Source organism: Aeromicrobium sp. (genome assembly GCF_037719875.1).
Lineage (GTDB): Bacteria > Actinomycetota > Actinomycetes > Propionibacteriales > Nocardioidaceae > Aeromicrobium.
The window spans coordinates 52,358-76,052 of the sequence record NZ_JBBJMJ010000013.1 but is presented as its reverse complement, the minus strand read 5'-3'; the positions used below and the strand labels follow the sequence as shown (position 1 = coordinate 76,052).

Below are 23,695 nucleotides of genomic sequence, written 5' to 3'. Positions count from 1 at the left end.
CCCGGGTTTGAATGGTTCTGGCCCTACGCGGTATGAGTGCGTAGGGCCTTAGCTCTGCCTTGACGAGGCGGTTCGACGCAGCCACCAGAGTCCGAGGATCGGCAGCACGAGCGGGATGAATCCGTAGCCTTCGCCGAATCCGGACCACACCGTCTGGTCCTGGAACAGCGATTCGTCGAGCAGTGACAACACGCCGGTCACCAGCACGCCGATCAGCTCGACACTGATCGTGATCAGGGCCAGCCCACGGTGGCTGCGGGCCAGGGCGATCGTCGCGATGACGTAGACAAGGCCGGCGAGCGCCGACATCGAGTAGGCGAACGGCGCCTCACCAGCCTTGGTCGCCAGCTGGAAGATCGAGCGTGCCGAGGCGGCGAGCGCGAAGACCGCATAGATCGCGACGAGCACTCGGCCGAATCCGTGCGAAGTCTCAGACATACGTGCCCTCCCAGATGCCGAGCAGTCGCACGGACAGCACAGCGACGGTCAGCATCGCGATCACGACGACGCCGGTCCCCCAGCGCGACTTCTCCGCGATGCCCCACAGCACCGCGGCAGGCGGGATCACGACGAGCGTCACCAGGTAGGAGACGAACAGCACCCCATCGACGTCGCGTGAGGTCGAGGCCAGGGCGATCGAGCCACCGACCAGCAGGGCTATCAGCACGACCTCGAGGACGCCGACCGCATAGAACAGCGGGTTGCCGAACGGGAGGCGACGGATCGTGTGCCAGCCGGCGAAGCCGGCGACCAGGACACACGTGATGGCGACGACGTATGCCACGAGGTCGGTCACACAGTGCCTTTGTTCGGGGCCTCCTCGTGCGAGGTGGCATTCAGGATCTCCACGAGCGAGTCTTCCACGAACCTTCTCCACGTCGACGAGCGGCGGAACATGAAGTGCCCGGCACCCTGCAACGCCACCCATGACGCACTCCCCGCGATGGCTCGGCTGCGCTCGACATAGGCCCGACTGGCAGCTGCTGAGGTCCATCTGTCGGCGGTGCCGTGCATGACTCGCAGATGGCGGCCGCTGATCGTCCGTTCGGGCTCACCCGGTGGCAGCCACGGCGCGAGACCAACGACGCCGATGACGTCGGGCGCGTCGGCGGCGCGACATGCCGTCCGCCCGCCCATCGAGTGGCCCACCAGCACGACCGGTGTACCCGGGTGGGCCGTGGTCAGCTGATCCAACGCCCAACGCGCGTCGCGCACGGGCGCGGGATCGGTGTGGGAGTTCCATCCCCGCTCGCGATACTGCAGCAGACTCAGTGCAAGGTCGTTCTTGCGCGCGAAGTGCCTCAGCGAGCTCGCCATCAGTGCCATGCGCCACCAGCTGGCGTGCTTGTCCTCCACCGGCTCGAGATTGCGCTCCTGGCCGCCGTGCAGCATCAGCACGATCGCCCGGGGTGAGTCCGGGGTGCTGTAGTGGTCGAGACGTGGACCTGACATGGGATTGATGCTGACACGCGGCCTGTGAGTCTGCAGGACGAAAGACTGCGGTTTCGGTCACATACGCGGACGGCGGCCGCTTTCGTTCGAGCAGGCGAAGAGCTCGTCCGATGCGGGCCTCGCGGGGTGCGCCACAGCTTGACCGTCGAACTCAACGAGACGCCCGAGCGCCGCGACCAGGTCGCACGTGTGGATCAGCGACTCGGCAACAGGCTCTCCATGAAGCGTGATGGGGCGGGGCACACACTACGATGAGACCGGGAACACGCCGGAAATTCTGGTGGTATGGACCCATCCAGACCAGGAGCAGCGCCGAATGGTTCGTAGAAGATTCCTAGGGCGGGAGAACGACGTGGCATCGAGCGACGCGAGGCTGCGACTGGCCGGCACCGGCGAGACAGCCGATGCCGTCGACCTCAGCGGCCTCTTGGGCCGTGTCGCCCGAGGAGACGAAGCAGCCTTCGCCGCGATCTATGACGCGCTCGGCGCCTCGGTCTACGGATTGGCCCGCCGGGTCGTACGCGATCCTTCACGTGCCGAGGAGATCTCGCAAGAGGTCTTCATCCAGATCTGGCAGTCGGCCGTGCGATTCGACCCGCAGCGCGGCAGCGCCAAGAGCTGGGTGCTGACGCTGGCCCACCGACGGGCGGTCGATGCCGTGCGCCACGACCAGGCCGCGACCAATCGCGAGAACAAGTACGACTGGTCCAACGGCCCCGATTTCGACGAGGTCGAGGAAGCCGTGACGATCAACCTCGAGCACGAGCAGGTGCGGCGTTGTCTGGATGGCCTCACCGCGCTGCAACGCGAAGCCGTCAACCTGGCCTACTACCAGGGCTATACCTACGCCGAGGTTGCTGACGCCCTCGAGGCCAACCCGGCGACGATCAAGACTCGTATGCGCGACGGAATCGTCCGTCTGCGCGACTGCATGGGAGTAGAAGCATGACCACGACCGACCTGCACTCCCTGATAGCGCCCTTTGCGCTCGATGCCCTGGACCCGGACGAACGGTCGCGGTTCGCGGCCCACCTCGACCAGTGCGTGACCTGTCAGGCCGAGCTCGCCGGATTCCAGGCGACCGCCTCGCGCCTCGGCGACGCCGAGACCCTCACTCCACCCGACGGCCTGCGCGACCGCCTGCTCTCGGAGATCTCGCAGACCAAGCAGGAGCGACCCGTCATCGCACTTGCGCAACGCAGTGCCCTGCGGCGTACGCTCCCCCGACTCGCGATGGCAGCGGCGTTCCTCGTGGGCACGGTTGGAGTCGGTGGTTATGCCGTCGAGCATCAGAACGCCGGCGCCGAGCAGGACCGCAATGCCGCGATCACCCGGGTGCTCAGCTCGGCTGACGCCGAGACGGTGGCCAAGTCCATCCCCACTGGCGGCAATGTCCGGATGGTGATGTCCGCATCGAAGGACTCGGCCGTCATCTTCGCCAATGACCTCCCGAGCCCCGGCGACGGCAAGGTCTACCAGGTGTGGATGATCGACGACTCCGGTCCGACCGACCAGGGCACGTTCGTCGAGGACGGCGACATGGTCATGGATGGCATCACCAAGGCCGATCGCATCGCCGTGACGGTCGAGCCAGAGGGCGGCTCTGAGCGGCCCACGACCCCGCCGGTCGCGACGATCCCAGTCTGACCTTCCCCAGCGTGGCTGAGGAGGCCGTTCCCGTCAGCGGGGGGTGGCGAAGGCTTCGAGCGGGGGGCAGGAGCAGGTGAGATTGCGGTCGCCGTACGCCTGGTCGATGCGGCCAACCGGCGGCCAATACTTGTCATCGACCGTCCCGGCGGGGAACGCGCCCGCCTCGATCGAATAGGCGTGCTTCCAGTCGAGCAGCTCTCGCATCGTGTGAGGGGCATGCGCCAGCGGGTTGTCGCCGCTCGGGTAGTCCCCCGCCGTCACGGCATCGATCTCCGCGCGGATCGCCAACATCGCGTCGCAGAAGCGATCCAGCTCGGCCAGGTCCTCGGACTCAGTCGGCTCCACCATCAGCGTCCCGGGCACCGGGAAGCTCATCGTGGGCGCATGGAAGCCGTAGTCGATCAGCCGCTTGGCGACATCGTCGATGCTGAGTCCCGACGCCTTGGAGAGCGGCCGGACGTCGAGGATGCACTCGTGCGCCACCAACCCGTTGTCGCCGGTGTAGAGCACTGGGAACGCGCTCTCGAGCCGCTTGGCGATGTAGTTGGCCGACAGCACCGCGACCGATGTCGCGTCCGTCAGCCCATCGGCGCCCATCATCGCGATGTACGCATAGGGGATCGGCAGGATGCCCGCTGACCCATAGGGGGCCGCGCTGATCGCGCCGACGCCATCACGCTTGGACTCCACAGGATGCAGCGGATGGGTCGGCAGGAACGGCACGAGGTGCTCGGCGACCGCGACCGGGCCGACCCCGGGGCCGCCTCCACCGTGCGGGATGCAGAACGTCTTGTGCAGGTTGAGGTGCGACACATCACCACCGAACTGTCCCGGCGCGGCGTGCCCGAGCAGCGCGTTGAGATTGGCGCCATCGACGTAGACCTGCCCGCCGTGGCTGTGCACGATCTCGCACAGCTCGGTGATGCCGTGCTCGTAGACGCCGTGCGTCGACGGATAGGTCACCATGATCGCCGCCAGGTCGTCGGCGTGCGCGTCGCACTGTGCCTGCAGGTCTGCCAGGTCCACCTCGCCCTGCGCCGTCGACTTGACGATGACGACTCGCATGCCGGCCATGACGGCAGATGCAGCGTTCGTGCCGTGCGCCGAGCTCGGGATCAGACATACGTCGCGATGGTCGTCGCCGCGACTCAGGTGGTAGGCACGGATGGCCAGCAGGCCGGCGAACTCACCCTGCGACCCGGCATTGGGCTGGATCGACACGGCGGCATAGCCCGTGACCTCCGCGAGCCACGACTCGAGTGTCTCGACGAGCTCGATCATGCCGCTGGCGTCCTCGGCGGGCACGAAGGGGTGCAGATCGGCGAAACCGGGCCAGCTGATCGGCTCCATCTCGGCGGTTGCATTGAGCTTCATGGTGCATGAGCCCAGCGGGATCATGCCGCGATCGAGGGCATAGTCGCGGTCGCTGAGCTTGCGCAGGTAGCGCAGCATCTGCGTCTCGCTGCGGTGTTCGTGGAAAACCGGGTGCGTCAGGATCTCATCGGTGCGCAGGAGCGATTCGGGCAAGGACGCCGCCTCTTCACGACCTTCCCCGCCTACGCCGAACGCTTCCCAGACGAGGCGCACGTGCCCGTCAGTCGTGGTCTCGTTGGTCGTCACGCCCACGTGGTCGGCGTCGACCAGCCTCAGGTGGACGCCCGCGGCCCGGGCCCTCTTGACCACATCGGCAGCGCCACCGGGCACGTGCGCGATCACGGTGTCGAAGAATGAGTCTCCGACCAGCTCGATCCCTCCGGCCTTGAGTCCCGCGGCCAGCTGGGTCGCTCTGGAGTTGACGTCTGAGGCGATCTCCCGCAACCCGTCGGGCCCGTGGTAGACGGCATACATCGATGCGGCGACCGCCAGCAGGACCTGCGCGGTGCAGATGTTGGATGTCGCCTTCTCGCGACGGATGTGCTGCTCACGCGTCTGGAGGGCCAGCCGGTATGCCGGTCGGCCTGCGCTGTCGACGGAGACCCCGACCAGGCGGCCGGGAAGGTGCCGCTCGAGGCCGGCACGCACGGCCATGAAGCCGGCGTGGGGTCCCCCATAGAACATCGGCACGCCGAAGCGCTGGCTCGAACCGACCACGACGTCGGCGCCGAGCGAGCCGGGAGAGGCCAGCAGGACCAGCGCGAGCGGATCGGCAACCACGACGGCCAGGCCGCCTGCCGCGTGCGCGGCGTCGATCGCCGGACGTGGGTCGATGATCTGGCCGTCGGTGCGGGGATAGGCGATGATCGTGCCGGCGGCTTCGACCTCGGGCACGCCTGCGGCGAGATCGGCCTCGACCAGCTCGATGCCGAGCGCCTCGGCGCGTGTGTGGGTCACCGCGAGCGTCTGCGGCAGCAGACCCGAGTCGATGATGATCGGGAGCGCGTCCTTGCCCTTGGTCGCACGGCGGATCAGCGTCATCGACTCGGCCACCGCGGTGCCCTCGTCGAGGAGCGAGGAGTTGGCGGTCTTGAGCCCGGTGAGATCGGCAATCACGGTCTGGAAGTTGATCAAAGCCTCGAGCCGCCCCTGCGAGATCTCCGGCTGGTAGGGCGTGTAGGCGGTGTACCAGGACGGATCCTCCAGCACGTTGCGGCGGATCACGGCCGGGGTGACGGTCGGGTGGTAGCCGAGCCCGATCATCGCGACGCCGGGGTTGTTGCGCTCGGACAGTGCCCGCAGCGTCGCGAGCGCCTGGGTCTCGGACTGCGCCTCGGGAAGGTTCAGCGCCGCGCTGCTGCGTATCCCCGAGGGGACGGCAGCGGCCATCAGGTCATCGAGCGAGTCATAGCCGACCCGGCGCACCATGGCATCCTGGTCGGTCGAGGTCGGCCCGATGTGGCGGCTGGCGAAGGCAGATGGCACGAGGATCTCCGGGGGTAGAGGCGTCGAACTACGCCTCCCCTTCTGTCACCCCCGACCGGCATGGTCGAGTGCTTCAGAATCGCCTCGGTCGCGTGGTCCTTGGTGCCTGAGAGGTTCCGGGGAGGAATTGCCCCTTCGGCGCCGCCTGGGCGATCTCTCCCACGCGCGTTCGACAGCTCCCTCAGCCTACCAAGCCCACCCCACCCCCGCTGACGGGTCACTACTTGCGCGCCGGCGGGTCGCTTTTGGTCCTCGTCAGATGGCGTTGTCCGGGAGGAAGTGACCCCTCGGCACGCAAGAAGTGACCCCTCAGCGTTGGGGTTTAGGAGGTGAGGCGGGCACGACGACGGGCGGAGAGCTCGTCGTCGGCGAGCTCGATCTCAACAGCACGCTCGCTCGGGAGCTCGTGGAGCGAGCCCTCGATCTCCTTCCACACACCGCCGATCGCGATGCCGAAGACACCCTGACCACCCTGGAGGAGGTCGATGACCTCATCGGCGGAACGGCATTCATAGACGCTGGCGCCGTCGCTCATGAGCGTGACCTGCGTCAGGTCGTCGGTGCCCCGCACACGCAGATGGTCGATCGCGATCCGGATCTGCTGCAACGAGACACCGGCGTCGAGCAGACGCTTGATGATCTTGAGCAGCAGGATGTCCTTGAATGAGTAGAGACGTTGCGTGCCGGACCCGGTGGCCGAACGAACCGTGGGGTCGACAAGTCCGGTGCGCGCCCAGTAGTCGAGCTGGCGGTAGGTGATGCCAGCGGCACTGCACGCGGTCGGCCCGCGAAATCCGGCGTCCTGCGGAAGCGGGGAGACATCGTCGGTGAACAGCAGGCCCTGGTCGCTGGCCTCAGCCGCCGCCTCGGTGGCGGCTGTGACGTCGTCGCGTGGCTCGATCATCCGGAATGCCTTCCAATGCTGGTATGTAGGGAAGACTACCTCCACGGAACTACATCCGTGTACCTTCGGTAGTTCTCTCAAGGTAAGGGTGAGACTTTGCCGGGTCAACGACCCAGCGTGAGCCTCGGCGTGTCGCGAGCGTCCGCCGACCAAGGGTGAACCCTCAACCTTCACGTAAGACTTAGGGTCCGGCAGGCCCTTCGAAGTCCTCTGGACTGACCTCGTCGAGGAACTCCCGGAACTTCTCGATCTCGTCGTCCTCATCGGTCGTGGCGTGTATGCCCGCAGCATCGAGCACGTCCTCGGTGCACACGATCCGGGCGCCGGAGCGCAGGGCAAGGGCGATCGAGTCCGACGGGCGGGCCTCGACCTCGGCACCTGAGGCGAAGACCAGCAACGCATAGAAGATCCCGTCGCGGACGTCGATGATGCGGACCTCGTCGAGCTCGTCACCGAGTGCCTCGACGAGGTGCTGCATCAGCTCGTGGGTCAGCGGGCGGGCCGTCTCGGTGCCCTGCTGGGCGTACGCGATCGCCGACGCCTCGACCGCGCCGATCCAGATCGGCAGGTATCGGCTGCCCTCGGTCTCCCGCAACAGGACCAGTGGTTGGTTGGTCGGCATCTCGACCCGCACTCCGACAACCTCGACCTCGCGCACGGGTCTAACCGCGCATTCGGCTTCTGACCAGCACGGTCTGCAACCGGATCGAGAGCGCAGCGAGCGATGACACCGTCTGCTCGGCGGCGTCCTTGTCGAGCTGGCGGGCCCGAGGCGTCACGACCTGCTCGAAGAGGGCGACCTCCCGGTCCGCCGCCGCGCGGAAGATCCGCAGATGGCGGGGCTCCAGACCGAGCTCGGCGAACTCCCCGACCAACGACGCGATCTGAAGCGCCTCACCGTCATAGTAGGTCTGCTTGGGGCGGCGCACGATCAGACCGAACTCCTCGATCGCCTCGAGCGTTGCGGAGTCGATGCCGGCCGACGCGAGCAGGTCCTCGCGGGACAGGCGCGCACTGCTCCTGGGCTCAGCGAAGGTCTCATCGGTTGGCAGACCGTCAGCTGCGAGGCTCAGGTGCGGCACCCGGGTGGTCGAGCCCTGTTGGGTGTCGGGGACCACGCCCCGGTCCATGTCGTCGAGGACCTGACGGATGTGGCCGAGTGGCCAGAACTTGTCACGCTGCTGACGCAGGATGAACCGCAGTCGCTCGACATCGCCGAACGAGAACTTGCGGTAGCCCGACGACGTACGTTCGGGCTCCAGCAGTCCCTCGGACTCCAGATAGCGGATCTTGGTGATCGTGAGGTCCGGAAACTCCGGCAGCAGCTCATCGAGCACCTTGCCGATGCCGAGCCGCGAGAGCTCCGGCATGGACTCGGTCACGCCATACCTCGGTTCCCTCGCTGCTGCGTCACGCCTCGCCCCTCGAAGCACCGGCGAAGTAGATCAGGCGGTACTTGCCGATCTGCACCTCGTCGCCGCCTGCGAGGACCACGTCGTTGTCGATACGGTCCCGGTTGACGTAGCTGCCATTGAGACTGCCAAGGTCCGCGATCGCGTAGCCGGACCCGCTGCGGGTGAACGTCGCATGGCGACGCGACACGCTGATGTCGTCGAGGAAGATGTCGCTCTCGGGGTGCCGGCCGACGGTCACCACATCGCTGTCGAGCAGGAACCGGGCACCCGAGTCTGGGCCACGCTGCACCAGCAGCATCGCGCTCCCAGCGGGGAGGTTCTCGACCGCGGACACGTCGGAAGCGGTCATCTCCTCGGTGTCGGCATCGAGGATCGGGATGTGGGTCGTGTCGTCACTCGGCGGCCGGGGGGCCGGTGCACCGCCGCCAACCGCTCCGGCGGTTCCGTCGGGCTCGTGGTCCGGCGTTGACATCGGGTTCACTCCTCGTGGTCGTGGGGCCTTGAGTGCGGGTTGAGACTCCATGGCCAACTTAGCACCCGGCGGTTCACGACACGCCGGGATCTCACGGCTGGATCAGTCGGCGACGAGAGCCGAGTACGCCTCAGCCTCGAGGAGCGAGGCAGTCGGGTCCTCCTCGGTCGGTCGCAGCTTGATCAACCAACCCTCGCCATAGGGATCGGAGTTGATGACCTCGGGCCCGCCGTCGAGGGAATCGTTGCGCGACACGATCTCGCCCGAGAGCGGCGAGAAGATGTCGGAGACCGACTTGGTTGACTCGAGCTCTCCGATGACGGCGCCGGCTTCAACCTTGTCGCCCACGGCAGGCAGCTCGACATAGACGATGTCACCGAGCTGATCCTGGGCGAAGTCGGTGATGCCGATCGTCGCAATGTCCTCATCGAGACGCACCCACTCGTGCTCTTCGCTGTAATAGAGGTCCTCAGGGATCACTGCGTGCTCCTAGCCGGTTCAGGATGTGGGTCGAGCGTACTCGGGGGTCTTGACGTCGGCGAGTGCTGTGATGGCCACCTTTTCCACCTCGGTCACAAATGCTGAGCCGCCTCGCGTCGAGACCCGATCGACGAGTCCGCCGGGAAAGCGTACCGCCCCGGCCAGCGTCGAGGAGTCACCTATCGCTTCGATGCGATAGGGCCGCTTGATCTCGCGGCCGCCCACGAGGATCTTGTCCTCCTCATCGAGGAAGTAGGTCTGCGCGACGACCCGCGCAACACCGTTGATCACGATGGCCTCGGCGCCAGCGTCGCGCAGCTCCTCGACCGCGTCGAGGATTGCAGCAGCGTCGAGGTCATCCTGCGGATCGTTGATGACCACCTCGACGCCAGGGCCTGTGGCGCCCCTGGTGCCGGCGAGGATGCCGAGCTCCTCAGCTCGCTTCTTGGCCTCCTTCTTGGCCTTGTCGGACAGCTGGGTGCTGCTGAGGAGGCCGTTGCGAGTCGCCGTCAGCTCCTCGATCTGGGTGCTGAGGCGCTCGTTGGCCGAGTCGAGCGACTTGAGCAGCTCGACGAGGTCCTCACCGCGTACGCCGGAGTAGTCGTCAGTGCCGTCGTCACGGACCTGCACCGTGATGGCGAAGGCGAGACCGCCGATCAGGAGCGCTACCGCGATCTGCGAGACCGTCGGTCGCAGCAGCGAGCGCCAACCTTGCTCAGGCATGGAAGATCCGCCGCCTGATCGCCGCTGCGTTGGCGAAGATCCGGATCCCGAGCACGACCACGACACCGGTCGAGAGCTGCGATCCCACGCCCAGCTGGTCTCCGAGGTAGACCATGAAGGCCGCGATCACGACATTGGAGATGAACGACACGACGAAGACCCGGTCGTTGAACCGCCGCTCCCCCAAGGCCCTCAGAGCACCGATGACGGCATCGAGCGCCGCCACGATCGCGATCGGCAGATAGGGCTGGAGCTCGCTCGGTACGGTCGGCTGGAGTATCAGACCGGCAAAGATGCCGACCACAAGCCCGATGACCGGGATCATTCTTCCCCCTCGATGGCTGTCGCATGCCGAATGTTCACGCGCCCCTTGGGGGCGGGATCGACGGACAGGTCAGACGATGCTGTCACGCCGAACCCCACTCCTGCTTCCTTTTGGCGTGCCGCCCAGTATCGTCCCGCCGGATTGTCCTCGAACCGCTGCTGGAGCGACTCGCTCGAGCCGATCGCGATGACTCTGAAGGGCGGCGCGATGTCGCGGTAGTTGACGTTGATCACGCCGTTCGCCGCGTGGATCGCGGTGAGTGTGCCGATGCGTTGATCGTTGAGCGACACAGCTTCCGCACCGGCGTACCAGAGCCCATTGATCAGCAGCTGCAGGTCGCTGTCGGTGATGCGGCCCTTGTCGTTGCCGAACTGATTCGGGCTCACGACGACCTTGATCCCCGGGCCCGAGGCGCCTTCGTCCGCTGCCTGGAGACGGAGGTTCTCATAGGCCGGATCGAACCGGTCGACCGACGCCGACAGCGTCTCGACCTCAGCGCGGAGCTTGGCCGCACTCGCCTCGCGATCAGCCTGGAGCTCCTTGCGCGCAGCAACGTCGCTGATGAGAGTGCTGCGCTCGCGCTCCGTCGCCGGCCGGTCGTTGCGGGTCTGAAGGGCCGCGATCGTCACGAGCAACGCGAACACCGCCATCACGAGCGCCGTCAGCACGGTGTTGAACTTGCGGGACGGCGCGAGCTCTCCGGCGCGTACGACGTAGTAGTCGTCGTCAAGCGCGGTGTTGGCGATCTGTTCGAGCAGCCCCTCGGCCCGCTGCGGCGCACCTGGCTCGACCATGTCAGCTCCGGACGACCGGCGACGTCGAGGTCATGAGCCGGCGCACCTGGAAGGCATACAGGACGCCGCCCCACCAATACAGCGCCACGCCCCACACCGTGAACGCCCAGCCGAACACATTGGCGAGGTCGGCGACCGTGCCGGTGGCATCGCCGAGGAGGAGGAGCGGGAACGCATACAGGAGGCTTGCCGTGGCCGCCTTGCCGAGGAAGTGGACCGGCAACGAGCTGTAACCGCGAGTGCGCAGGAATGGGACGAGGCTGAACAAGAAGACATCACGCAGAGGCAGGATGATCGCGAGCCACCACGGGATGATGTCGCGGTAGCCGAGCCCGATCACCACCGCAAGGATGAAGAACCGGTCGGCGACGGGATCGAGGATCGCACCGATCTTGGAGGTCTGGTTGAACTTGCGGGCGAGCTTGCCGTCGAGGTAGTCGGTGATGCCGGACACCATGAGCACGGCAAGTGCGAGCTCGTCGTGCTTCGGGCCCAGCACGAGCCACAGGAAGACCGGGACCAGCAGCAGCCGTACGAAGCTCAGCGCATTGGGGATCGTGAGGATGCGATCCTCCATCTCCAACCGCCTCCTCGCATGTCGTCGTCCCCCGGAATGCCCACAGACAGAGTAGGACATCGCGGTTGTGTCGCCGGGGTCGGACACGGGCCCGGCCGCTCACGAGGTGGCGCCGCCGTTGCGCATGGGAACAGGACTGACAGACTGGCGGTTGAAACCCTCACAACTACACACCGGGCATCAAGAGGTGCCCACGTCCCGAGGAGGATCGTGGCTGACTACACACTTCCGGATCTGCCGTACGACTATGGCGCACTGGATCCGCACATCTCAGGCAAGATCATGGAGCTGCACCACTCCAAGCATCATCAGGCTTATGTCACAGGGATCAACCAGGCGCTCGAGCAGCTCGAGGAGGCTCGTGCCAACGAGTCCTTCGGCAACATCAATCTGCTGGAGAAGAACCTGGCGTTCCATCTGGGTGGTCACATCAACCACTCGATCTTCTGGAAGAACCTTTCCCCCGAGGGCGGCGACAAGCCCACGGGCGAGCTGGCCGCGGCGATCGATGAGCACTTCGGCTCCTACGACGCATTCCGTGCGCAGTTCGAGGCAACCGCGCTGGGTCTTCAGGGCTCCGGCTGGGCGATCCTGACCTGGGACACCTTGGGTCAAAAGCTCGTCGTCGTGCAGCTGTTCGACCAGCAGAACAACATCCCGGCGACGCTGATCCCGATCACGCAGCTGGACATGTGGGAGCACGCGTTCTATCTCGACTACCTCAACGTCAAGGGCGACTACGTCAAGGCGTGGTGGAACATCGTCAACTGGGCCGATGCCCAGGAGCGCTTCACCGCAGCAACCGCAGGCGGCCAGATCATCTTCTGATCGACCGCTGGCGCACGGCGGGATCCCTCCCACTTCGGGCTAGGGGTCCCGCCGTTTGCCGTGCTCGGCGAGATCGCGGAGCCGCGCGTTGTAGGCCTCGAGCTGCTGGTCTCCGGTTCGACTCTCGGAGCGGTCGAACCGCTTGGCCTCACGGGAGTCCGAGCGGTACCACTGCACCAGGATCGCGCCCATCACCAGGATCAGCGGGACCTCGCCCATGGCCCAAGCCATGCCACCGCCGAGATACTGGTCAGCGAGCAGGTCCGTCCGGTAGGGCCGCTCGAGTGAACGCCAGTAGTCACCGGCGAACACCGTGTTGGACGACATCACCGCGATCGCGAAGAACGCGTGGAACGGCACGGTGACCAGGAGCATCCCGAACCGCACGAGCGGCACGATCGCCCGTGGCGCGGGGTCGACGCCGATCAGGACGTAGTAGTAGAGCACGCCGACTGTCAGGAAGTGCAGCTCCATGATCGAGTGGCCCCAGTGATTGCCCATCAGGGTCTCGAACGCACCGCTGAAGTACAGGCCATAGAGGCTGCCGACGAACAACAGCGGACCGACCAGCGGGTGGGTCACGAAGCGGGAGAACCGTGAGTGGACGAACGAGAGCAGCATCGCCCGCGGGGACACCTCCCCCGGCTGGCGCGGGCCCGGCAACGTGCGCAGGGCGAGCGTCACGGGAGCGCCGAGCACCAGGAAGATCGGTGCCACCATCGACAGCAACATGTGGGTCGCCATGTGCGCGCTGAACAGGACGTGCGAATAGACGCCCAACCCGCCGAACGTGGCCCACGAGATGATCGCCATGCCGGCCAGCCACGAGATCGTGCGCCCGATCGGCCACGGATCGCCGCGCCGGCGCATCGCCCGCACGCCGCCGAGGTAGAGAGCGGTCCCGAGGCCCACGATGGCCAGTCCAACGCCGTTGCCCGACCAGCCCCACAACACTCGTAGGAGTGTCGGCGCCACCGGTATCGGACCGCCCAGCAGCTCCTCGATCGGGGTCTTGAGGACGTTCTCACCGATCGGCGTCGGTGTCCGTGACAGGGCGACAGCCAAACCGATCGTGGCGCTCATGATGAAGAGCTCGGTCAACGCGAGCCGGAGGAACCCGGAGCCCTGCTCGACGATCCGGCGGCGTTGCCACACCCCGATCACGCCGAGGGCCGCGAGCGCGGCGACCTTGATCAGGACCAGTCGACCGTACGCAGATCCGAAGACCTCACCGAGTGATCCGAGCCGCACCGCGGCATTGGTCAGACCCGAGACTCCGATGATCACGAACGCCCAGACCGCCAGGCCCGAGAAGCGGGCGATGGCCGGCTCCAGCCGCTTGCTGCCGCGCAAGGCGACCCAGCCCAGGGCAACCAGACCCCCGACCCAGAGGGTCACTCCGACCACGTGCAGCAACAGGCTCGTCGTCGCCAGATCGTGCGAGCCCGACGATGCGGTGTGGCCGGTCAGCGCGATCGGCGCCATGGCTGCCAGAGCGAGACCCAGGATCGCGGCGAGCGGCATGGTGCCGAGAGTCCATCGGGCGGCCACGGCGACAAGTCCTGCCGCCAGCGCCTGCAGCAGGACGGCTCGTCCCTCCGAGGTGTCGGCGTAGCCTGTGATGAAGGCCGAGGTCAGGCCGGTCAGGGGTGCTGCGAAGGTCTCTGCGACCTTCACGAAGAAGTAGAAGATGCTCGCAACGGACCACACGATGGCCCACCGGGCAGCGATGCGTACGGCCTGCACCGACAGCCCCTCGACCTCGGGCCCGGACGACGGCAGCAGGAACACTGCCGCCGCCAGGAAGCCGATCACGATGACCGCAGCCGCATCGGTCAGGACCTTGGTGAGGGGCACGGCCCAACCGACGAACAAGCCGGGATCGGGGATGTCGGAGGACAGCGGCGGCTGCGGCGCTCCTCCCCCGAGCTCGAGGAACAGGACGAGCACTCCGCCGGCCAGCAGGAACGCCAGGATGACGTCACGCGTTGCTCGAGTCATCTCGCCTCCTCAACGGCGCCAGCAACAGCACGATCGCCACGGCTGCCGCAAGAATGCCCCAGAACAGGTGGGCACTGTGCCGGTGGATGAATGCCTCCTGCGTCGGCGGGTCGACCTGCGTCACTGCCCGCCCCGACGTGGCCGTGTAGTCGATCAAGCCCTCGACCGGGTGTCCATCTGCGGAGACGACCCTGAACGTCGCGGTGTAACGGCCTCTTTGATCGGGGTCGGCGAGGGTCGCGGTCACCTCTTTGTCGACCGCCGTCACCTCGCTGACCTCGATCTTGCTGCCGTCCGGCGCGGTGACGGCGACATACGCGGGCGACGCGATGTTCTCGTTGAACGAAAACGTCAGCGCGGACGGGGCGGCGGCGATCGTGGCCCCGTCCGCGGGGTCGGACCCGACGAGCGACGCATGCGCCGACGCCGGGCCCGACCCCATGAGGAGCAGGCTGAAGCTCAGGAGAGCCACACGGAGGAGGACGTTATGCACGATGTCGATTCTGCCGTAGGGCCACCAACAGCGCTCCGACTGCCGTCACCAGCGCAGACCCGGAGAGCCATGTCGCGAGGCTGTTGCCAGCATCATCGGCCTCCGACTCCACCGTGCTGGCGGCAGGCTTGGCGTCGGACGCTCCGTGACCGCCCTCGCTGGCTGCCGCGAGGGCCAAGGACGGGGCAGGGTGCTCCGGCTCCTCGTCACCTGACTGGACGTCGTCCCACCTGACGACCTCGCCGTCGCTGTAGGTCTGCTCCGCGGTGAACGCGATCGCATCGGCGTCGGGAAAGGGGCCGCCGGAGATGGCGAACTCGTCGAACTGGCCGGGTGCGACGCCGCCGCCGGTCGACGTCCAGGTGACGGAGCTGACCGCCTCGGTCAGCTCGAAATCGCCGACCTTGGTCTTCTCGTCCAGCTTCTGCTTGGCGATCGTGACCTTCCAGCCCGGCTTCGCGCCGGCACTGACGAACGCAAGCGGGGTGCCCTGGGGCAAGGTGACGACCAGCTTGGTCGTCGACGCTGTCTCGGACTCGGTGGGCACGCGGAACACCGCCTTGCCGAACCCGCCCTTCGCGGCGTCCGTCGACGAGACGCTGACGTGGGCGGACGCAGGAGCCGCGATGCCCACGAGGGCAACGGTGAAGAGCGCAGCAGACAGCCGCGCGGTCGTGCGAATCATGAAATGGAACCTTCTGTTGAGAGAGATGTCGAAACGGGTCAGCACCCGTTCGGTGGACCTCTCTCGGCGCGCGAGTGCGCAAGGCGTATGTCGTGCAGCGACCGCGGCTCGACCACTGGGCTGAGCGGGCGCCCGTACGGCGCCGGCACTGCGCCGAAGGTGTGCAGGACGACCCGGAGCCCGAGCCGTTCGGCGAGCCGCCATACGAATGCCTCGCCGTGCGCGAGTGCCAACGCGCTGATCGCGGTGGCCGCTGCGTGCCCGGCAACCATCGAGATCGACATCGTCATGTTGCTCGTTGCCGAACCGAGATGAACGCAGGTCTGGCACAGGATCAGCAGCCCGACCATCTGGCCCGGCGTCACGCGGCGCGCCGACAACAGCCAGGCAATGGCCGCAGCTCCGCCGAGGACCAGCAGCAGCGATGCGGTGGGGATCTCTCCACCCGCGCTGGCATGGCCGACCGATGCGGTCAGGGTGCAGACGAGCGCCACGGCAACTGACCGAGCGAGTCGCACGAGTCCACCAGCGGGACGCAGCGCGTCACTGAAGGCGGGTCCGGGCACCGCCACAGGGTATCGACCCGGACTTCGCTCTCGTACGTCAGGCAGGCTCGTCGCCGGGGACCGAATGCACGCACGCCAGCGACCCAGCGGGTATGTACCGTGGCCCTCATGGCAACAACCCCACACGAGACCGCATCTTTCATCACCCTCGACGAGCAGTGGGGCGCCCACAACTATCACCCACTCCCGGTCGTCATCGCCGAAGCCGAGGGTGCTTGGGTCACTGACGTCGACGGCAACCGCTATCTCGACTTCCTGTCCGGGTATTCAGCGCTCAACTTCGGCCATCGTCACCCCGCCCTGATCGACGCCGCACGCGGCCAGCTGGACCGGCTCACGCTGACCTCGCGCGCGTTCCACAACGACCAGTTCGGCACGTTCTGCCGCGACCTGGCCGCGCTGACCAGCACCGAGATGGTGTTGACCATGAACACCGGGGCCGAGGCCGTCGAGTCCGCGATCAAGGTCGCGCGCAAATGGGCCTACGAGGTCAAGGGCGTGGAGTTCGACCGTGCCGAGATCATCGTCGCCGCCGGCAACTTCCACGGTCGCACCACCACGATCGTGTCGTTCTCCGACGACCCGGCCGCCCACGACAACTACGGGCCGTTCACTCCCGGTTTCGTCACGGCCCCGTACGGCGACCTCGACGCCGTGCGCGCCGCGATCACGCCCAACACCGCCGCAATCCTGATCGAGCCGATCCAGGGCGAGGCCGGCGTCATCGTGCCGCCGACCGGATTCTTTGCCGGCGTCCGTGAGCTCTGCGACGCCAACGACGTCCTGCTGATCGCCGATGAGATCCAGTCCGGCCTCGCGCGGACCGGCAAGCTCTTCGCGCTCGACCACGAGGACGTGCGGGCCGACCTCTACACCCTCGGCAAGGCTCTCGGCGGCGGCATCATCCCCGTCTCGGCGGTCGTGGGCCGGGCAGACGTGCTCGGCGTGCTCAAGCCGGGCCAGCACGGCTCGACCTTCGGTGGCTACCCCGTCGCCTGCGCCGTCGGCCGTGCCGTCGTCGGTCTGCTGGAGACCGGCGAGTTCCAGGAGCGCTCCCGGGACCTCGGCGACCACCTGCACGGCCGGCTCGACGGCCTCGTGGGCAAGGGCCTCACGACGGTCCGCGGGCGAGGCCTGTGGGCCGGCATCGACATCGACCCGGCCGCCAAGACCGGACGCGAGGTCTCGATGGCGTTGCGCGATCGCGGTGTCCTGTGCAAGGAGACCCACGAACGTACGCTCCGCATCGCTCCCCCGCTGGTCATCACCCGCGACGAGATCGACGATGCGGTCGACGCGCTGGCCGAGGCCTTGCACGCCTGACGCGCTCTGACGTGCCCTGCCGCTCAGCGGAAGAAGGTCGAGCCTCCCGGTGGCGCCGGCGAGCGCTGGGTGTCGGCGTCGGTGAATGGGGACTTCGCGGCGAACTTCTCGATGACGTCGCTGTATGGCAGCACCCGGTATGGGAACGGTGAGCTCGCAGCACGTCGCGCCAACGCCTGCCACGGCAACGGGTGCTGTGACGCGGTGACGAGCACGTTGCCGAATCGGCGCCCCTTGAGCGTGGCCGGCTCGGCGCTGATCATGACCTGCCCGAAGTGGTCCCGCACACCACGCACGACCCGCCGGACATAGGGGAACGGGGCGCGGTCGGCAAGGTTGAGCACGACGACGCCGTCGCTGACGACGACGCGCGCGAGGTCCGCGAAGAACTCCGACGTCGCCAGCTCAGCAGGGATCTGCGCACCATCGAACGCATCGAGGATCACGACATCGGCGAAGTCCGGCCGCAGGGCGGCGACCCCTGACCGCCCGTCGAGGGGGCGCACCTTGATGCCGCTCTTGCGTGGAAGGGGCACGCTCTCGCGCACCAGTGCGGTGACTCGCTCGTCGGGCTCCAGGACGATCTGCGCCGATGTCGGCCTGGTCGCCGAGACATACCGCGGGATCGTCATCGCGGCTCCTCCGATGTGCACGAATCGCAAAGGTTCGCCTGCAACGCCGAGAGCATCGATCACGTCAGCGATTCGCTGCATGTAGTCGAACTCGAGTCTGGTGGGGTCCTCGAGGTCGACATGTGACTGATCCGTGCCGTCGATCCGCAGGGTGTGCCCCGAAGGGCGGTCCCGGTCCTGCACGATCTCGATCGAGCGCTCGGTCACCGGGCCACTGTATGGGAGTCGACTCGCGGACACCCGCGCCGCACACTACCGTCGTGGTCTGACCTTGGAGGGAAATGCGACGATGACCAGACGCCTGCTCGGCATCGCGGCGTTCCTGGTTGCCCTGGGTGGAGCCGTGTGGGCCGGCACGATCGTGCGCGACCAGCTCGAGGGACCCGGCCCGGTCGAGACCGTCCGCATCGCGACCACGGCGTATGCCCGGGGTGATTGTGAGGGCCTGCGCGCGGTTTCCGCACGTCCCAAGGCCGTCGAGTGCTCGGCGGTGCGTGACGTCCAGCGGGCCTACCGCGACGAGGGCCTCAAGCCGGCTGAGTTCACCTTCGACCTGGCCACCCAGGACGGCAGCACCGCGATGGTCCGCATCTCATACGTCAGCGGCGGCCAACCGCTGTCGGAGCTGGTCCCGGTCGAGAAGGACGGCGGCGACTGGCGGATCAGCGAGGTCAGTCGCTAGCCCACCGGGATCATTCGTGCAGGCCGGCAGCCTCGAAATCGATGCCGAGCTGCCGGCGGATCTCATCGGAGGCCTCCAACGAGATGATCGACGACTCGAGTGTGCGCAGCGGCGTCTGGGTCTCCCCCGCCGTGATGCGACGCGCCGCCTCCGCCGCCTGGAAATGCAGCCCAGCGACCTGATCGCCCACCGGCTCGTCATATGACAACGTCCGGCTGCCGTCGGCAGAGGTGATCGAAAGAGGTCCGGGACCGTTGTGAACCGGCTCGACGGTCAGCACCGCCTCGGTGCCGACGATCTTGACCTCATTGCTCGTCGTGCCGTACAGCGTCGTGGAGATGACCGACTGGGTGCCGTCGGCATGGGTCATCGTGGCGCCGATCTGCCCGTTCACACCGCGTGGATCGGTCTGACCCAGCGCGACCAGGCTCTCGTGCGCGCCGAGCAGCGAGGTCACGAAGGCCAGCGGGTATGTCCCGAGGTCGAGCAGCGGACCTCCGGCCAGGGCCGCGTCGAAGATGCGATGGCCGTCCTCGAAGTACTCGCCGTAGTCGCTGTAGACCGCCTTCACCTCGCCCAGCATCCCCAGCTCGAGAACCTGGCGAAGGACGTCCCACTTCGGGAGGAACATCGTCCAGAGCGCCTCGGCGCAATAGAGACCCGTCACGGCAGCCTTGTCAGCGATCTCCCGCGCCTGTGCCGCACTGAGGGCGATCGGCTTCTCCACCAGGACGTGCTTGCCTGCGTCCAGACACAGCAGGGCGTGCTCGAGATGCGCGGGGTGGGGCGACGCGACATAGACGATGTCGACGTCCTCGCACTGCGCCAGCTCCGCATAGCTGCCTGTCGCCGTCGCGATCCCATAACGCTCGGCGAAGTCCTGCGCCCGGGGCAGAGCCCGCGAGCCGACCGCGACGACCTCCTGGCGAGTATGTGCCTGCAGCGACTCGACGAACTTCTCGGCAATCCACCCCGGACCCATGACTCCCCAACGAAGCGGTGGAGCATCCATCGCGTTCGGGGTGCGCGGGCTGGGGAGCGAGGTGCGCTGGTCTGCCATGTGCAGAACTCTAGGCCCCCAGCTCCTCGTGCACGATCGGCGCGACCTCGCGCCCGTAGAGCTCGATGCTTCTCACCAACTTGTCGTGCGGGAGGGTGCCGTTGCTGAACTTGAGATCGAAGCGATCGATGCCCAAGACCTTGGCGTTGCGCACGATCTTGTCGGCGACGGTCCGCGGCGAGCCGACATACAGCGCACCCTCGGGTCCAGCCGAGGCCTCGAACTCCTCGCGGGAGGCCGGCGGCCAGCCGCGTTCGCGGCCGATCCGCGTGCGTTGCACCTCGTAGTGCGGCCACAGCTCCTCGCGGGCCTGCTCGTCGGTGTCGGCGACGTGCCCCGGTGAGTGCACCCCGATCGGCAACAGCGGCTTGCCGAGCTGCTGGAGTGCCTGGCGGTAGAGGTCGGCCAACGGCGCGAACTGGGCCGGCGGTCCACCGATGATCGCGAGCATCAGCGGTATGCCATAGCGCGCTGCGCGGACGACCGACTCGGGGCTTCCGCCCACGCCGATCCACGTCTTGAGAGAACCCGCGGCTGTTGTGGGAAACACCCGCTGGCCATCGAGCGGTGGCCGGAGACTGCCCGACCAGGTGATGGGACCCTCGTCACGCAACGCCGCGAACAGGTCGAGCTTCTCGCTGAACAGCTCCTCATACTGGCCGAGGTCATAGCCGAAGAGCGGGAACGACTCGGTGAACGATCCGCGCCCCAGGATCACCTCAGCGCGACCGTTGCTCAGTGCGTCGAGCGTCGCGAAGCGCTCATAGACCCGGATCGGATCGTCCGAGCTCAACACCGTCACCGCTGTACCGAGGTGGATGTTGGTCGTTCGCGCCGCGATCGCCGCGAGCACGACCTCCGGAGCCGAGACGGCGAAGTCCTCGCGGTGGTGCTCCCCCACGCCGAAGAACGCCAGGCCCAGCTCGTCGGCCAGCACGGCCTGGTCGACGATGTTGCGGATCACCTGGTCATAGGAGAGCGGCTGCCCGTCGCGACCGAACGTGACGTCGCCGAAGGTGTCGAGACCGAGCTCGAGGGGCATACGTCAACCGACCTTCGCGGCGAGTGTCGTGCTGGGCAGCTGCACCTCGATCAGCATGCCCTTGGCGAGCTGGCGGCCCCGCCTGGTCTCGACCTCGCCGTCGACCCGCACGTCACCGCCTTGGATCAGCTCGCCCGCGGCGGCGCCCGAGTCCGCGAAGTTGGCGAACTTGAGGAACTGACCCAGCCGGATCATGTCACCGGTGATGGGCACGATGTCGATGTCGTCGGAGGCCATGTCGCAAGCATAGAGTTGGGGTATGCACCCGACCGCCCGCGCCGATGTGTGGGTGTCGTCGGTGCGGCTTTACCGGACCCGGTCCATCGCGTCCTCGGAGTGCAAGGCAGGCCACGTGCGCATCAACGGCGCCAAGGCCAAGCCTGCGCAACCGGTCAAGGTCGGTGACCGCATCGAGGCGCTGACCGAGGGCGGAATGCGCATCGTCGAGGTCAAGCGGATCATCGTCAAGCGCGTCGGCGCCGCGATCGCAGTCGAATGCTATGTCGACCACACTCCCCCGCCGCCGGCCAAGGAAGAGATCCCGATCATGCCGAGGCGTGACCGTGGCGCCGGGCGACCCACCAAGCGCGACCGCCGCGCCCTCGATCGCCTGCGCCGACGCTAGCCGGGCAGCTGGCTACGCAGCAGCGGAAGCAGGCTCCTGGTGCTGAGCGGTGCGAGGTCAAGGTCTCCCGGATCGGCCGGATCGACCCAGACTGCCTCCGCGATCTCAGCCCCCACCACTGGCCTCGCAGCGTCGATCGTGAGGCAGAACACCTCGGCGAGCACGCGATGCCCCGGTTCGTTGGCGGCGTCCTCCTCGTATGTCCCGAGCCAGACGAAGTCATCCGCAGCCAGGTCGAGACCAAGCTCCTCGAGCAGCTCGCGACGCACGCAGTCCAGCGGGCTCTCTCCCGGCTCGATCTTGCCGCCCGGCTGCATGAACACTGTGGTCCCGAGTTTGCGCACCATCAGCGCCCGCCCCTGCGCATCGACGGTCAGCGCGGCCGCGACGTGGATGACCGGTGGGATCACGGCTGAGGACTCTCGTCGGTGGCCCGACCCCACTTGTCGGTCCATGACGGCGGGGCCTGGAGCATGTCGAGCAGCTCGTCGAGATCGTCCGAGAACGAGACGATGCCGGACTGCTCCTCCCGGACGAACCCCGCGCCGACCATGCCGGCCAGCTGGTCGCGCATGGGCGCCCAGAATCCTGCGACGTCGAGGAAGCCGGACCGCTTGGCGTGGATCGTCAGCTGGGCCCAGGTCCACTGCTCCGCGATCTCCTCAAGCGTTCCCGCGCCACCCGGGAGGGCGATGAACGCATCCGAGAGCTCAGCCATCAACGCCTTGCGCTCGTGCATCGACTCGACGACGTGCAGCTCGGTGAGCCCATGATGTGCGAGCTCACGGTCATCGAGCTGCCGAGGGATGACGCCGATGACCCTTCCGCCTGCTTCGAGGGCAGCATCGGCCACGGCTCCCATCAGTCCGACGTGGCCGCCGCCATACACGACATCGATGCCCCGCTCGGCGATCGAGCGTCCGGTATGGCGTGCTGCCTCGGCATACACCGGATCGTGGCCGAAGCTCGACCCGCAAAAGACTGCGACAGACCTGAGACGACCAGAGATGCCTAGTCCTCGCGCTTCCACTTGCCCCGGCCAAATGCGCGGCCGAAACGGTCGGCCATCGAGTTGCCGGTGTCGTCTCGCGCATCCGCGCGATAGATCGCTGTGTCGTCGGGCTCTGGCAGGTCCGCCGCCTCGTCTGCCGAGAGCGTCGTGCGTACGTAGGCCGTGGTGATCGTCCCGACGTGGTCGGCGTCGACGAACCGGTTGCCGGAGGCAGTCTCAACCACGATGCCGTCAAAGACACTGACCTCCTCGACCACCAGCACGGCGGTCACCGTCCCAAACGGCTGGCCGTCGCTGGACTGCACCGGGGTGCCCGGCTGGAGCGCTGTGTACGCGATGGGATCTGCTTCGTCAGTCATACCGCAACCCTAGGCCCGACCGTGCCAGCGTGCGCGTCCTGACCACGCGCACCAACTCCTCCTACGGATTGAACCGGCGGCCAATTTCTGGGTAGTCGACCACCAGCCCTGACCGGTCGAACTCCAGAGTGCAAGCGAAATCGAAGGTTGACGACCGGTACTCGAATATGTGTCCGGTCGGCGTCGCTGTCAGATGTCGATATGACTGCTCCAGACGCTGGACACGCAAGTCGTCCGCGCGCACGAAGGCCGCCGGCACGCTCGTCTCCGCTCCCGTTGCAAACTCCAGACGGTGTATCGGCAGGGTGTTTGTCACCACGGAAGATTCGAAATCGATATCGACACATCCGGTCAGGTCGGGCCGATGCGTCCCATCAACATTCCAGCTATCCCCTTCCAACCGCTGGATCATGGTGTTGAGATCGCCGTCGAGAGCCCGCACTGTCGCCTCGGCCGTCAAAGTGCGCCATTGGGAGTCGGTTTGCACCACGTAGCCGACGGACCACGCCGCTTCGGCCTCCCAGGCGCTCGTGTTTCCACGAATCGTCGACCCTCCGGGGTGGGACTCGAAGAAGGCGGTCTCGAATCCACACCTGATGCCCCAGTGATGCCACGCGGCTTGGGATGGAAGTCTTTCAAGATTCATCGGACTCCTGAGTGGGATGTGGCTGACCACCGCAGCGCGTTTCAGTATGCCGTGCGGCAAGGGTAGAGGCTTGACTCGAATCTTCATAAG

The 23,695-nt window shown here is 66.9% G+C and carries 31 protein-coding genes and 1 riboswitch; of the genes, 6 read left to right on the top strand and 25 right to left on the bottom strand.

The annotated features are described in order from the left end of the window. Positions 1-48: 48 nt before the first annotated feature. Genes WKF39_RS12575 through WKF39_RS12565 form a run of 3 tightly spaced genes read right to left on the bottom strand, consistent with a single transcriptional unit; the run spans position 49 to position 1,452 of the window. Positions 49-438 carry a hypothetical protein gene (locus WKF39_RS12575; RefSeq protein WP_340388899.1) on the bottom strand — a complete coding sequence of 130 codons (390 nt, stop codon included), beginning with the start codon at positions 436-438 and terminating at the stop codon, positions 49-51. Continuing rightward, positions 431-796, bottom strand: coding sequence for a hypothetical protein (locus WKF39_RS12570; RefSeq protein ID WP_340388897.1), 366 nt, complete (start codon positions 794-796; stop codon positions 431-433). The genes WKF39_RS12575 and WKF39_RS12570 overlap by 8 nt, the downstream gene beginning before the upstream one ends. Further along, positions 793-1,452, bottom strand: a complete 660-nt coding sequence (locus WKF39_RS12565) for an alpha/beta fold hydrolase (RefSeq protein WP_340388895.1) — start codon at positions 1,450-1,452, stop codon at positions 793-795. Before WKF39_RS12565 ends, WKF39_RS12570 begins: the two co-directional genes overlap by 4 nt. A gap of 352 nt (positions 1,453-1,804) precedes the next feature. On the opposite strand from WKF39_RS12565, the gene sigK reads away from it, so the two are divergent. Beyond that, entirely contained in the window at positions 1,805-2,401 is a 597-nt protein-coding gene (sigK, locus tag WKF39_RS12560) for an ECF RNA polymerase sigma factor SigK (RefSeq protein WP_340388893.1), read from the top strand. Further along, positions 2,398-3,099, top strand: coding sequence for an anti-sigma factor (locus WKF39_RS12555; protein ID WP_340388891.1), 702 nt, complete (start codon positions 2,398-2,400; stop codon positions 3,097-3,099). The genes sigK and WKF39_RS12555 overlap by 4 nt, the downstream gene beginning before the upstream one ends. A 33-nt stretch (positions 3,100-3,132) precedes the next feature. Here WKF39_RS12555 and gcvP read toward each other — a convergent pair whose 3' ends face one another. The 10 genes from gcvP to WKF39_RS12505 all read right to left on the bottom strand — a co-directional run bounded on the left by gcvP (position 3,133) and on the right by WKF39_RS12505 (position 11,651). Then, positions 3,133-5,961: an aminomethyl-transferring glycine dehydrogenase gene (gene gcvP / locus WKF39_RS12550; protein WP_340388889.1), complete on the bottom strand. Its 2,829-nt coding sequence runs from the start codon at positions 5,959-5,961 to the stop codon at positions 3,133-3,135. A gap of 83 nt (positions 5,962-6,044) precedes the next feature. Further along, a riboswitch (glycine riboswitch) is annotated at positions 6,045-6,133 on the bottom strand. A 150-nt stretch (positions 6,134-6,283) separates the two neighbouring features. After that, positions 6,284-6,865, bottom strand: a complete 582-nt coding sequence (locus tag WKF39_RS12545; RefSeq protein ID WP_340388888.1) for a MerR family transcriptional regulator — start codon at positions 6,863-6,865, stop codon at positions 6,284-6,286. A gap of 181 nt (positions 6,866-7,046) precedes the next feature. Further along, positions 7,047-7,523 (bottom strand): bifunctional nuclease family protein, encoded by a 477-nt coding sequence (locus WKF39_RS12540; RefSeq protein ID WP_340388886.1) that lies wholly within the window; start codon positions 7,521-7,523, stop codon positions 7,047-7,049. Positions 7,524-7,527: 4 nt separating this feature from the next. Then, entirely contained in the window at positions 7,528-8,247 is a 720-nt protein-coding gene (locus WKF39_RS12535; RefSeq protein ID WP_340388884.1) for a MerR family transcriptional regulator, read from the bottom strand. Positions 8,248-8,275: 28 nt separating this feature from the next. Continuing rightward, positions 8,276-8,752 (bottom strand): FHA domain-containing protein, encoded by a 477-nt coding sequence (locus WKF39_RS12530; protein WP_340388882.1) that lies wholly within the window; start codon positions 8,750-8,752, stop codon positions 8,276-8,278. A 102-nt stretch (positions 8,753-8,854) separates the two neighbouring features. Continuing rightward, entirely contained in the window at positions 8,855-9,232 is a 378-nt protein-coding gene (gene gcvH, locus WKF39_RS12525) for a glycine cleavage system protein GcvH (RefSeq protein ID WP_340388880.1), read from the bottom strand. 18 nt (positions 9,233-9,250) lie between these two features. Continuing rightward, positions 9,251-9,955: a DUF881 domain-containing protein gene (locus WKF39_RS12520; RefSeq protein WP_340388878.1), complete on the bottom strand. Its 705-nt coding sequence runs from the start codon at positions 9,953-9,955 to the stop codon at positions 9,251-9,253. Continuing rightward, positions 9,948-10,280 (bottom strand): small basic family protein, encoded by a 333-nt coding sequence (locus tag WKF39_RS12515; RefSeq protein ID WP_340388876.1) that lies wholly within the window; start codon positions 10,278-10,280, stop codon positions 9,948-9,950. Before WKF39_RS12515 ends, WKF39_RS12520 begins: the two co-directional genes overlap by 8 nt. Beyond that, complete coding sequence (locus tag WKF39_RS12510) at positions 10,277-11,074, bottom strand: DUF881 domain-containing protein (RefSeq protein WP_340388874.1); 798 nt, start codon at positions 11,072-11,074, stop codon at positions 10,277-10,279. Before WKF39_RS12510 ends, WKF39_RS12515 begins: the two co-directional genes overlap by 4 nt. 1 nt (position 11,075) lies before the next feature. After that, complete coding sequence (locus WKF39_RS12505) at positions 11,076-11,651, bottom strand: CDP-alcohol phosphatidyltransferase family protein (RefSeq protein ID WP_340388872.1); 576 nt, start codon at positions 11,649-11,651, stop codon at positions 11,076-11,078. Positions 11,652-11,861: 210 nt separating this feature from the next. Between WKF39_RS12505 and WKF39_RS12500 the strand changes: the two genes are divergently transcribed. Then, positions 11,862-12,479, top strand: coding sequence for a superoxide dismutase (locus tag WKF39_RS12500; protein WP_340388870.1), 618 nt, complete (start codon positions 11,862-11,864; stop codon positions 12,477-12,479). Positions 12,480-12,518: 39 nt separating this feature from the next. Here the strand turns inward: WKF39_RS12500 and WKF39_RS12495 are convergent, their stop codons facing one another. Genes WKF39_RS12495 through WKF39_RS12480 form a run of 4 tightly spaced genes read right to left on the bottom strand, consistent with a single transcriptional unit; the run spans position 12,519 to position 16,224 of the window. Continuing rightward, positions 12,519-14,480 (bottom strand): cytochrome c oxidase assembly protein, encoded by a 1,962-nt coding sequence (locus tag WKF39_RS12495; RefSeq protein WP_340388869.1) that lies wholly within the window; start codon positions 14,478-14,480, stop codon positions 12,519-12,521. Next, complete coding sequence (locus WKF39_RS12490) at positions 14,461-14,973, bottom strand: copper resistance CopC family protein (protein WP_340388867.1); 513 nt, start codon at positions 14,971-14,973, stop codon at positions 14,461-14,463. The genes WKF39_RS12495 and WKF39_RS12490 overlap by 20 nt, the downstream gene beginning before the upstream one ends. Further along, complete coding sequence (locus WKF39_RS12485) at positions 14,966-15,658, bottom strand: YcnI family protein (RefSeq protein WP_340388865.1); 693 nt, start codon at positions 15,656-15,658, stop codon at positions 14,966-14,968. The genes WKF39_RS12490 and WKF39_RS12485 overlap by 8 nt, the downstream gene beginning before the upstream one ends. 38 nt (positions 15,659-15,696) lie before the next feature. Further along, positions 15,697-16,224 carry a hypothetical protein gene (locus tag WKF39_RS12480; protein WP_340388863.1) on the bottom strand — a complete coding sequence of 176 codons (528 nt, stop codon included), beginning with the start codon at positions 16,222-16,224 and terminating at the stop codon, positions 15,697-15,699. A 108-nt stretch (positions 16,225-16,332) separates the two neighbouring features. On the opposite strand from WKF39_RS12480, the gene rocD reads away from it, so the two are divergent. Then, the gene (gene rocD / locus WKF39_RS12475; protein WP_340388861.1) at positions 16,333-17,547 is read left to right on the top strand and encodes an ornithine--oxo-acid transaminase; all 1,215 of its coding nucleotides are present in this window, start codon (positions 16,333-16,335) and stop codon (positions 17,545-17,547) included. 23 nt (positions 17,548-17,570) lie between these two features. Here rocD and WKF39_RS12470 read toward each other — a convergent pair whose 3' ends face one another. Continuing rightward, a complete protein-coding gene (locus WKF39_RS12470) occupies positions 17,571-18,386 on the bottom strand; it encodes a fused MFS/spermidine synthase (RefSeq protein WP_340388859.1) in 816 nt (271 codons plus the stop codon). Positions 18,387-18,468: 82 nt separating this feature from the next. Between WKF39_RS12470 and WKF39_RS12465 the strand changes: the two genes are divergently transcribed. Further along, complete coding sequence (locus WKF39_RS12465; protein WP_340388857.1) at positions 18,469-18,861, top strand: hypothetical protein; 393 nt, start codon at positions 18,469-18,471, stop codon at positions 18,859-18,861. Positions 18,862-18,871: 10 nt separating this feature from the next. Here the strand turns inward: WKF39_RS12465 and WKF39_RS12460 are convergent, their stop codons facing one another. The 3 genes from WKF39_RS12460 to WKF39_RS12450 are packed head-to-tail and all read right to left on the bottom strand — an operon-like array spanning position 18,872 to position 21,200. Continuing rightward, positions 18,872-19,921, bottom strand: a complete 1,050-nt coding sequence (locus WKF39_RS12460) for a Gfo/Idh/MocA family oxidoreductase (protein WP_340388855.1) — start codon at positions 19,919-19,921, stop codon at positions 18,872-18,874. A gap of 10 nt (positions 19,922-19,931) precedes the next feature. Further along, positions 19,932-20,963, bottom strand: coding sequence for an LLM class flavin-dependent oxidoreductase (locus WKF39_RS12455; protein ID WP_340388853.1), 1,032 nt, complete (start codon positions 20,961-20,963; stop codon positions 19,932-19,934). Positions 20,964-20,966: 3 nt separating this feature from the next. Continuing rightward, on the bottom strand, positions 20,967-21,200 hold the full coding sequence (locus tag WKF39_RS12450) for an RNA-binding S4 domain-containing protein (protein WP_340388851.1): 234 nt from the start codon (positions 21,198-21,200) through the stop codon (positions 20,967-20,969). Positions 21,201-21,222: 22 nt separating this feature from the next. Between WKF39_RS12450 and WKF39_RS12445 the strand changes: the two genes are divergently transcribed. Beyond that, positions 21,223-21,588, top strand: coding sequence for an RNA-binding S4 domain-containing protein (locus tag WKF39_RS12445; protein ID WP_340388849.1), 366 nt, complete (start codon positions 21,223-21,225; stop codon positions 21,586-21,588). Here the strand turns inward: WKF39_RS12445 and WKF39_RS12440 are convergent. From WKF39_RS12440 to WKF39_RS12425, 4 genes are all read right to left on the bottom strand, one after another. Further along, entirely contained in the window at positions 21,585-21,998 is a 414-nt protein-coding gene (locus WKF39_RS12440; protein ID WP_340388847.1) for an NUDIX domain-containing protein, read from the bottom strand. The genes WKF39_RS12445 and WKF39_RS12440 overlap by 4 nt on opposite strands. Beyond that, on the bottom strand, positions 21,995-22,618 hold the full coding sequence (locus WKF39_RS12435; RefSeq protein ID WP_340388845.1) for a TIGR00730 family Rossman fold protein: 624 nt from the start codon (positions 22,616-22,618) through the stop codon (positions 21,995-21,997). The genes WKF39_RS12440 and WKF39_RS12435 overlap by 4 nt, the downstream gene beginning before the upstream one ends. Then, the gene (locus WKF39_RS12430) at positions 22,600-22,959 is read right to left on the bottom strand and encodes a hypothetical protein (RefSeq protein WP_340388843.1); all 360 of its coding nucleotides are present in this window, start codon (positions 22,957-22,959) and stop codon (positions 22,600-22,602) included. Before WKF39_RS12430 ends, WKF39_RS12435 begins: the two co-directional genes overlap by 19 nt. A 61-nt stretch (positions 22,960-23,020) precedes the next feature. Next, positions 23,021-23,692 (bottom strand): putative glycolipid-binding domain-containing protein, encoded by a 672-nt coding sequence (locus WKF39_RS12425; RefSeq protein WP_340388841.1) that lies wholly within the window; start codon positions 23,690-23,692, stop codon positions 23,021-23,023. Between the last annotated feature and the right edge of the window lie 3 nt (positions 23,693-23,695).

Excerpts from the sequence above, each read along its gene's own strand:
- WKF39_RS12575 (WP_340388899.1), bottom strand. The coding sequence starts at position 438 with ATGTCTGAGACTTCGCACGGATTCGGCCGAGTGCTCGTCGCGATCTAT.
- WKF39_RS12565 (WP_340388895.1), bottom strand. The coding sequence starts at position 1,452 with ATGTCAGGTCCACGTCTCGACCACTACAGCACCCCGGACTCACCCCGG.
- WKF39_RS12555 (WP_340388891.1), top strand. The coding sequence starts at position 2,398 with ATGACCACGACCGACCTGCACTCCCTGATAGCGCCCTTTGCGCTCGAT.
- WKF39_RS12545 (WP_340388888.1), bottom strand. The coding sequence starts at position 6,865 with ATGATCGAGCCACGCGACGACGTCACAGCCGCCACCGAGGCGGCGGCT.
- WKF39_RS12530 (WP_340388882.1), bottom strand. The coding sequence starts at position 8,752 with ATGTCAACGCCGGACCACGAGCCCGACGGAACCGCCGGAGCGGTTGGC.
- WKF39_RS12520 (WP_340388878.1), bottom strand. The coding sequence starts at position 9,955 with ATGCCTGAGCAAGGTTGGCGCTCGCTGCTGCGACCGACGGTCTCGCAG.
- WKF39_RS12515 (WP_340388876.1), bottom strand. The coding sequence starts at position 10,280 with ATGATCCCGGTCATCGGGCTTGTGGTCGGCATCTTTGCCGGTCTGATA.
- WKF39_RS12510 (WP_340388874.1), bottom strand. The coding sequence starts at position 11,074 with ATGGTCGAGCCAGGTGCGCCGCAGCGGGCCGAGGGGCTGCTCGAACAG.
- WKF39_RS12505 (WP_340388872.1), bottom strand. The coding sequence starts at position 11,651 with ATGGAGGATCGCATCCTCACGATCCCCAATGCGCTGAGCTTCGTACGG.
- WKF39_RS12495 (WP_340388869.1), bottom strand. The coding sequence starts at position 14,480 with ATGACTCGAGCAACGCGTGACGTCATCCTGGCGTTCCTGCTGGCCGGC.
- WKF39_RS12485 (WP_340388865.1), bottom strand. The coding sequence starts at position 15,658 with ATGATTCGCACGACCGCGCGGCTGTCTGCTGCGCTCTTCACCGTTGCC.
- rocD (WP_340388861.1), top strand. The coding sequence starts at position 16,333 with ATGGCAACAACCCCACACGAGACCGCATCTTTCATCACCCTCGACGAG.
- WKF39_RS12465 (WP_340388857.1), top strand. The coding sequence starts at position 18,469 with ATGACCAGACGCCTGCTCGGCATCGCGGCGTTCCTGGTTGCCCTGGGT.
- WKF39_RS12460 (WP_340388855.1), bottom strand. The coding sequence starts at position 19,921 with ATGGCAGACCAGCGCACCTCGCTCCCCAGCCCGCGCACCCCGAACGCG.
- WKF39_RS12455 (WP_340388853.1), bottom strand. The coding sequence starts at position 20,963 with ATGCCCCTCGAGCTCGGTCTCGACACCTTCGGCGACGTCACGTTCGGT.
- WKF39_RS12450 (WP_340388851.1), bottom strand. The coding sequence starts at position 21,200 with ATGGCCTCCGACGACATCGACATCGTGCCCATCACCGGTGACATGATC.
- WKF39_RS12445 (WP_340388849.1), top strand. The coding sequence starts at position 21,223 with ATGCACCCGACCGCCCGCGCCGATGTGTGGGTGTCGTCGGTGCGGCTT.
- WKF39_RS12430 (WP_340388843.1), bottom strand. The coding sequence starts at position 22,959 with ATGACTGACGAAGCAGATCCCATCGCGTACACAGCGCTCCAGCCGGGC.
- WKF39_RS12425 (WP_340388841.1), bottom strand. The coding sequence starts at position 23,692 with ATGAAGATTCGAGTCAAGCCTCTACCCTTGCCGCACGGCATACTGAAA.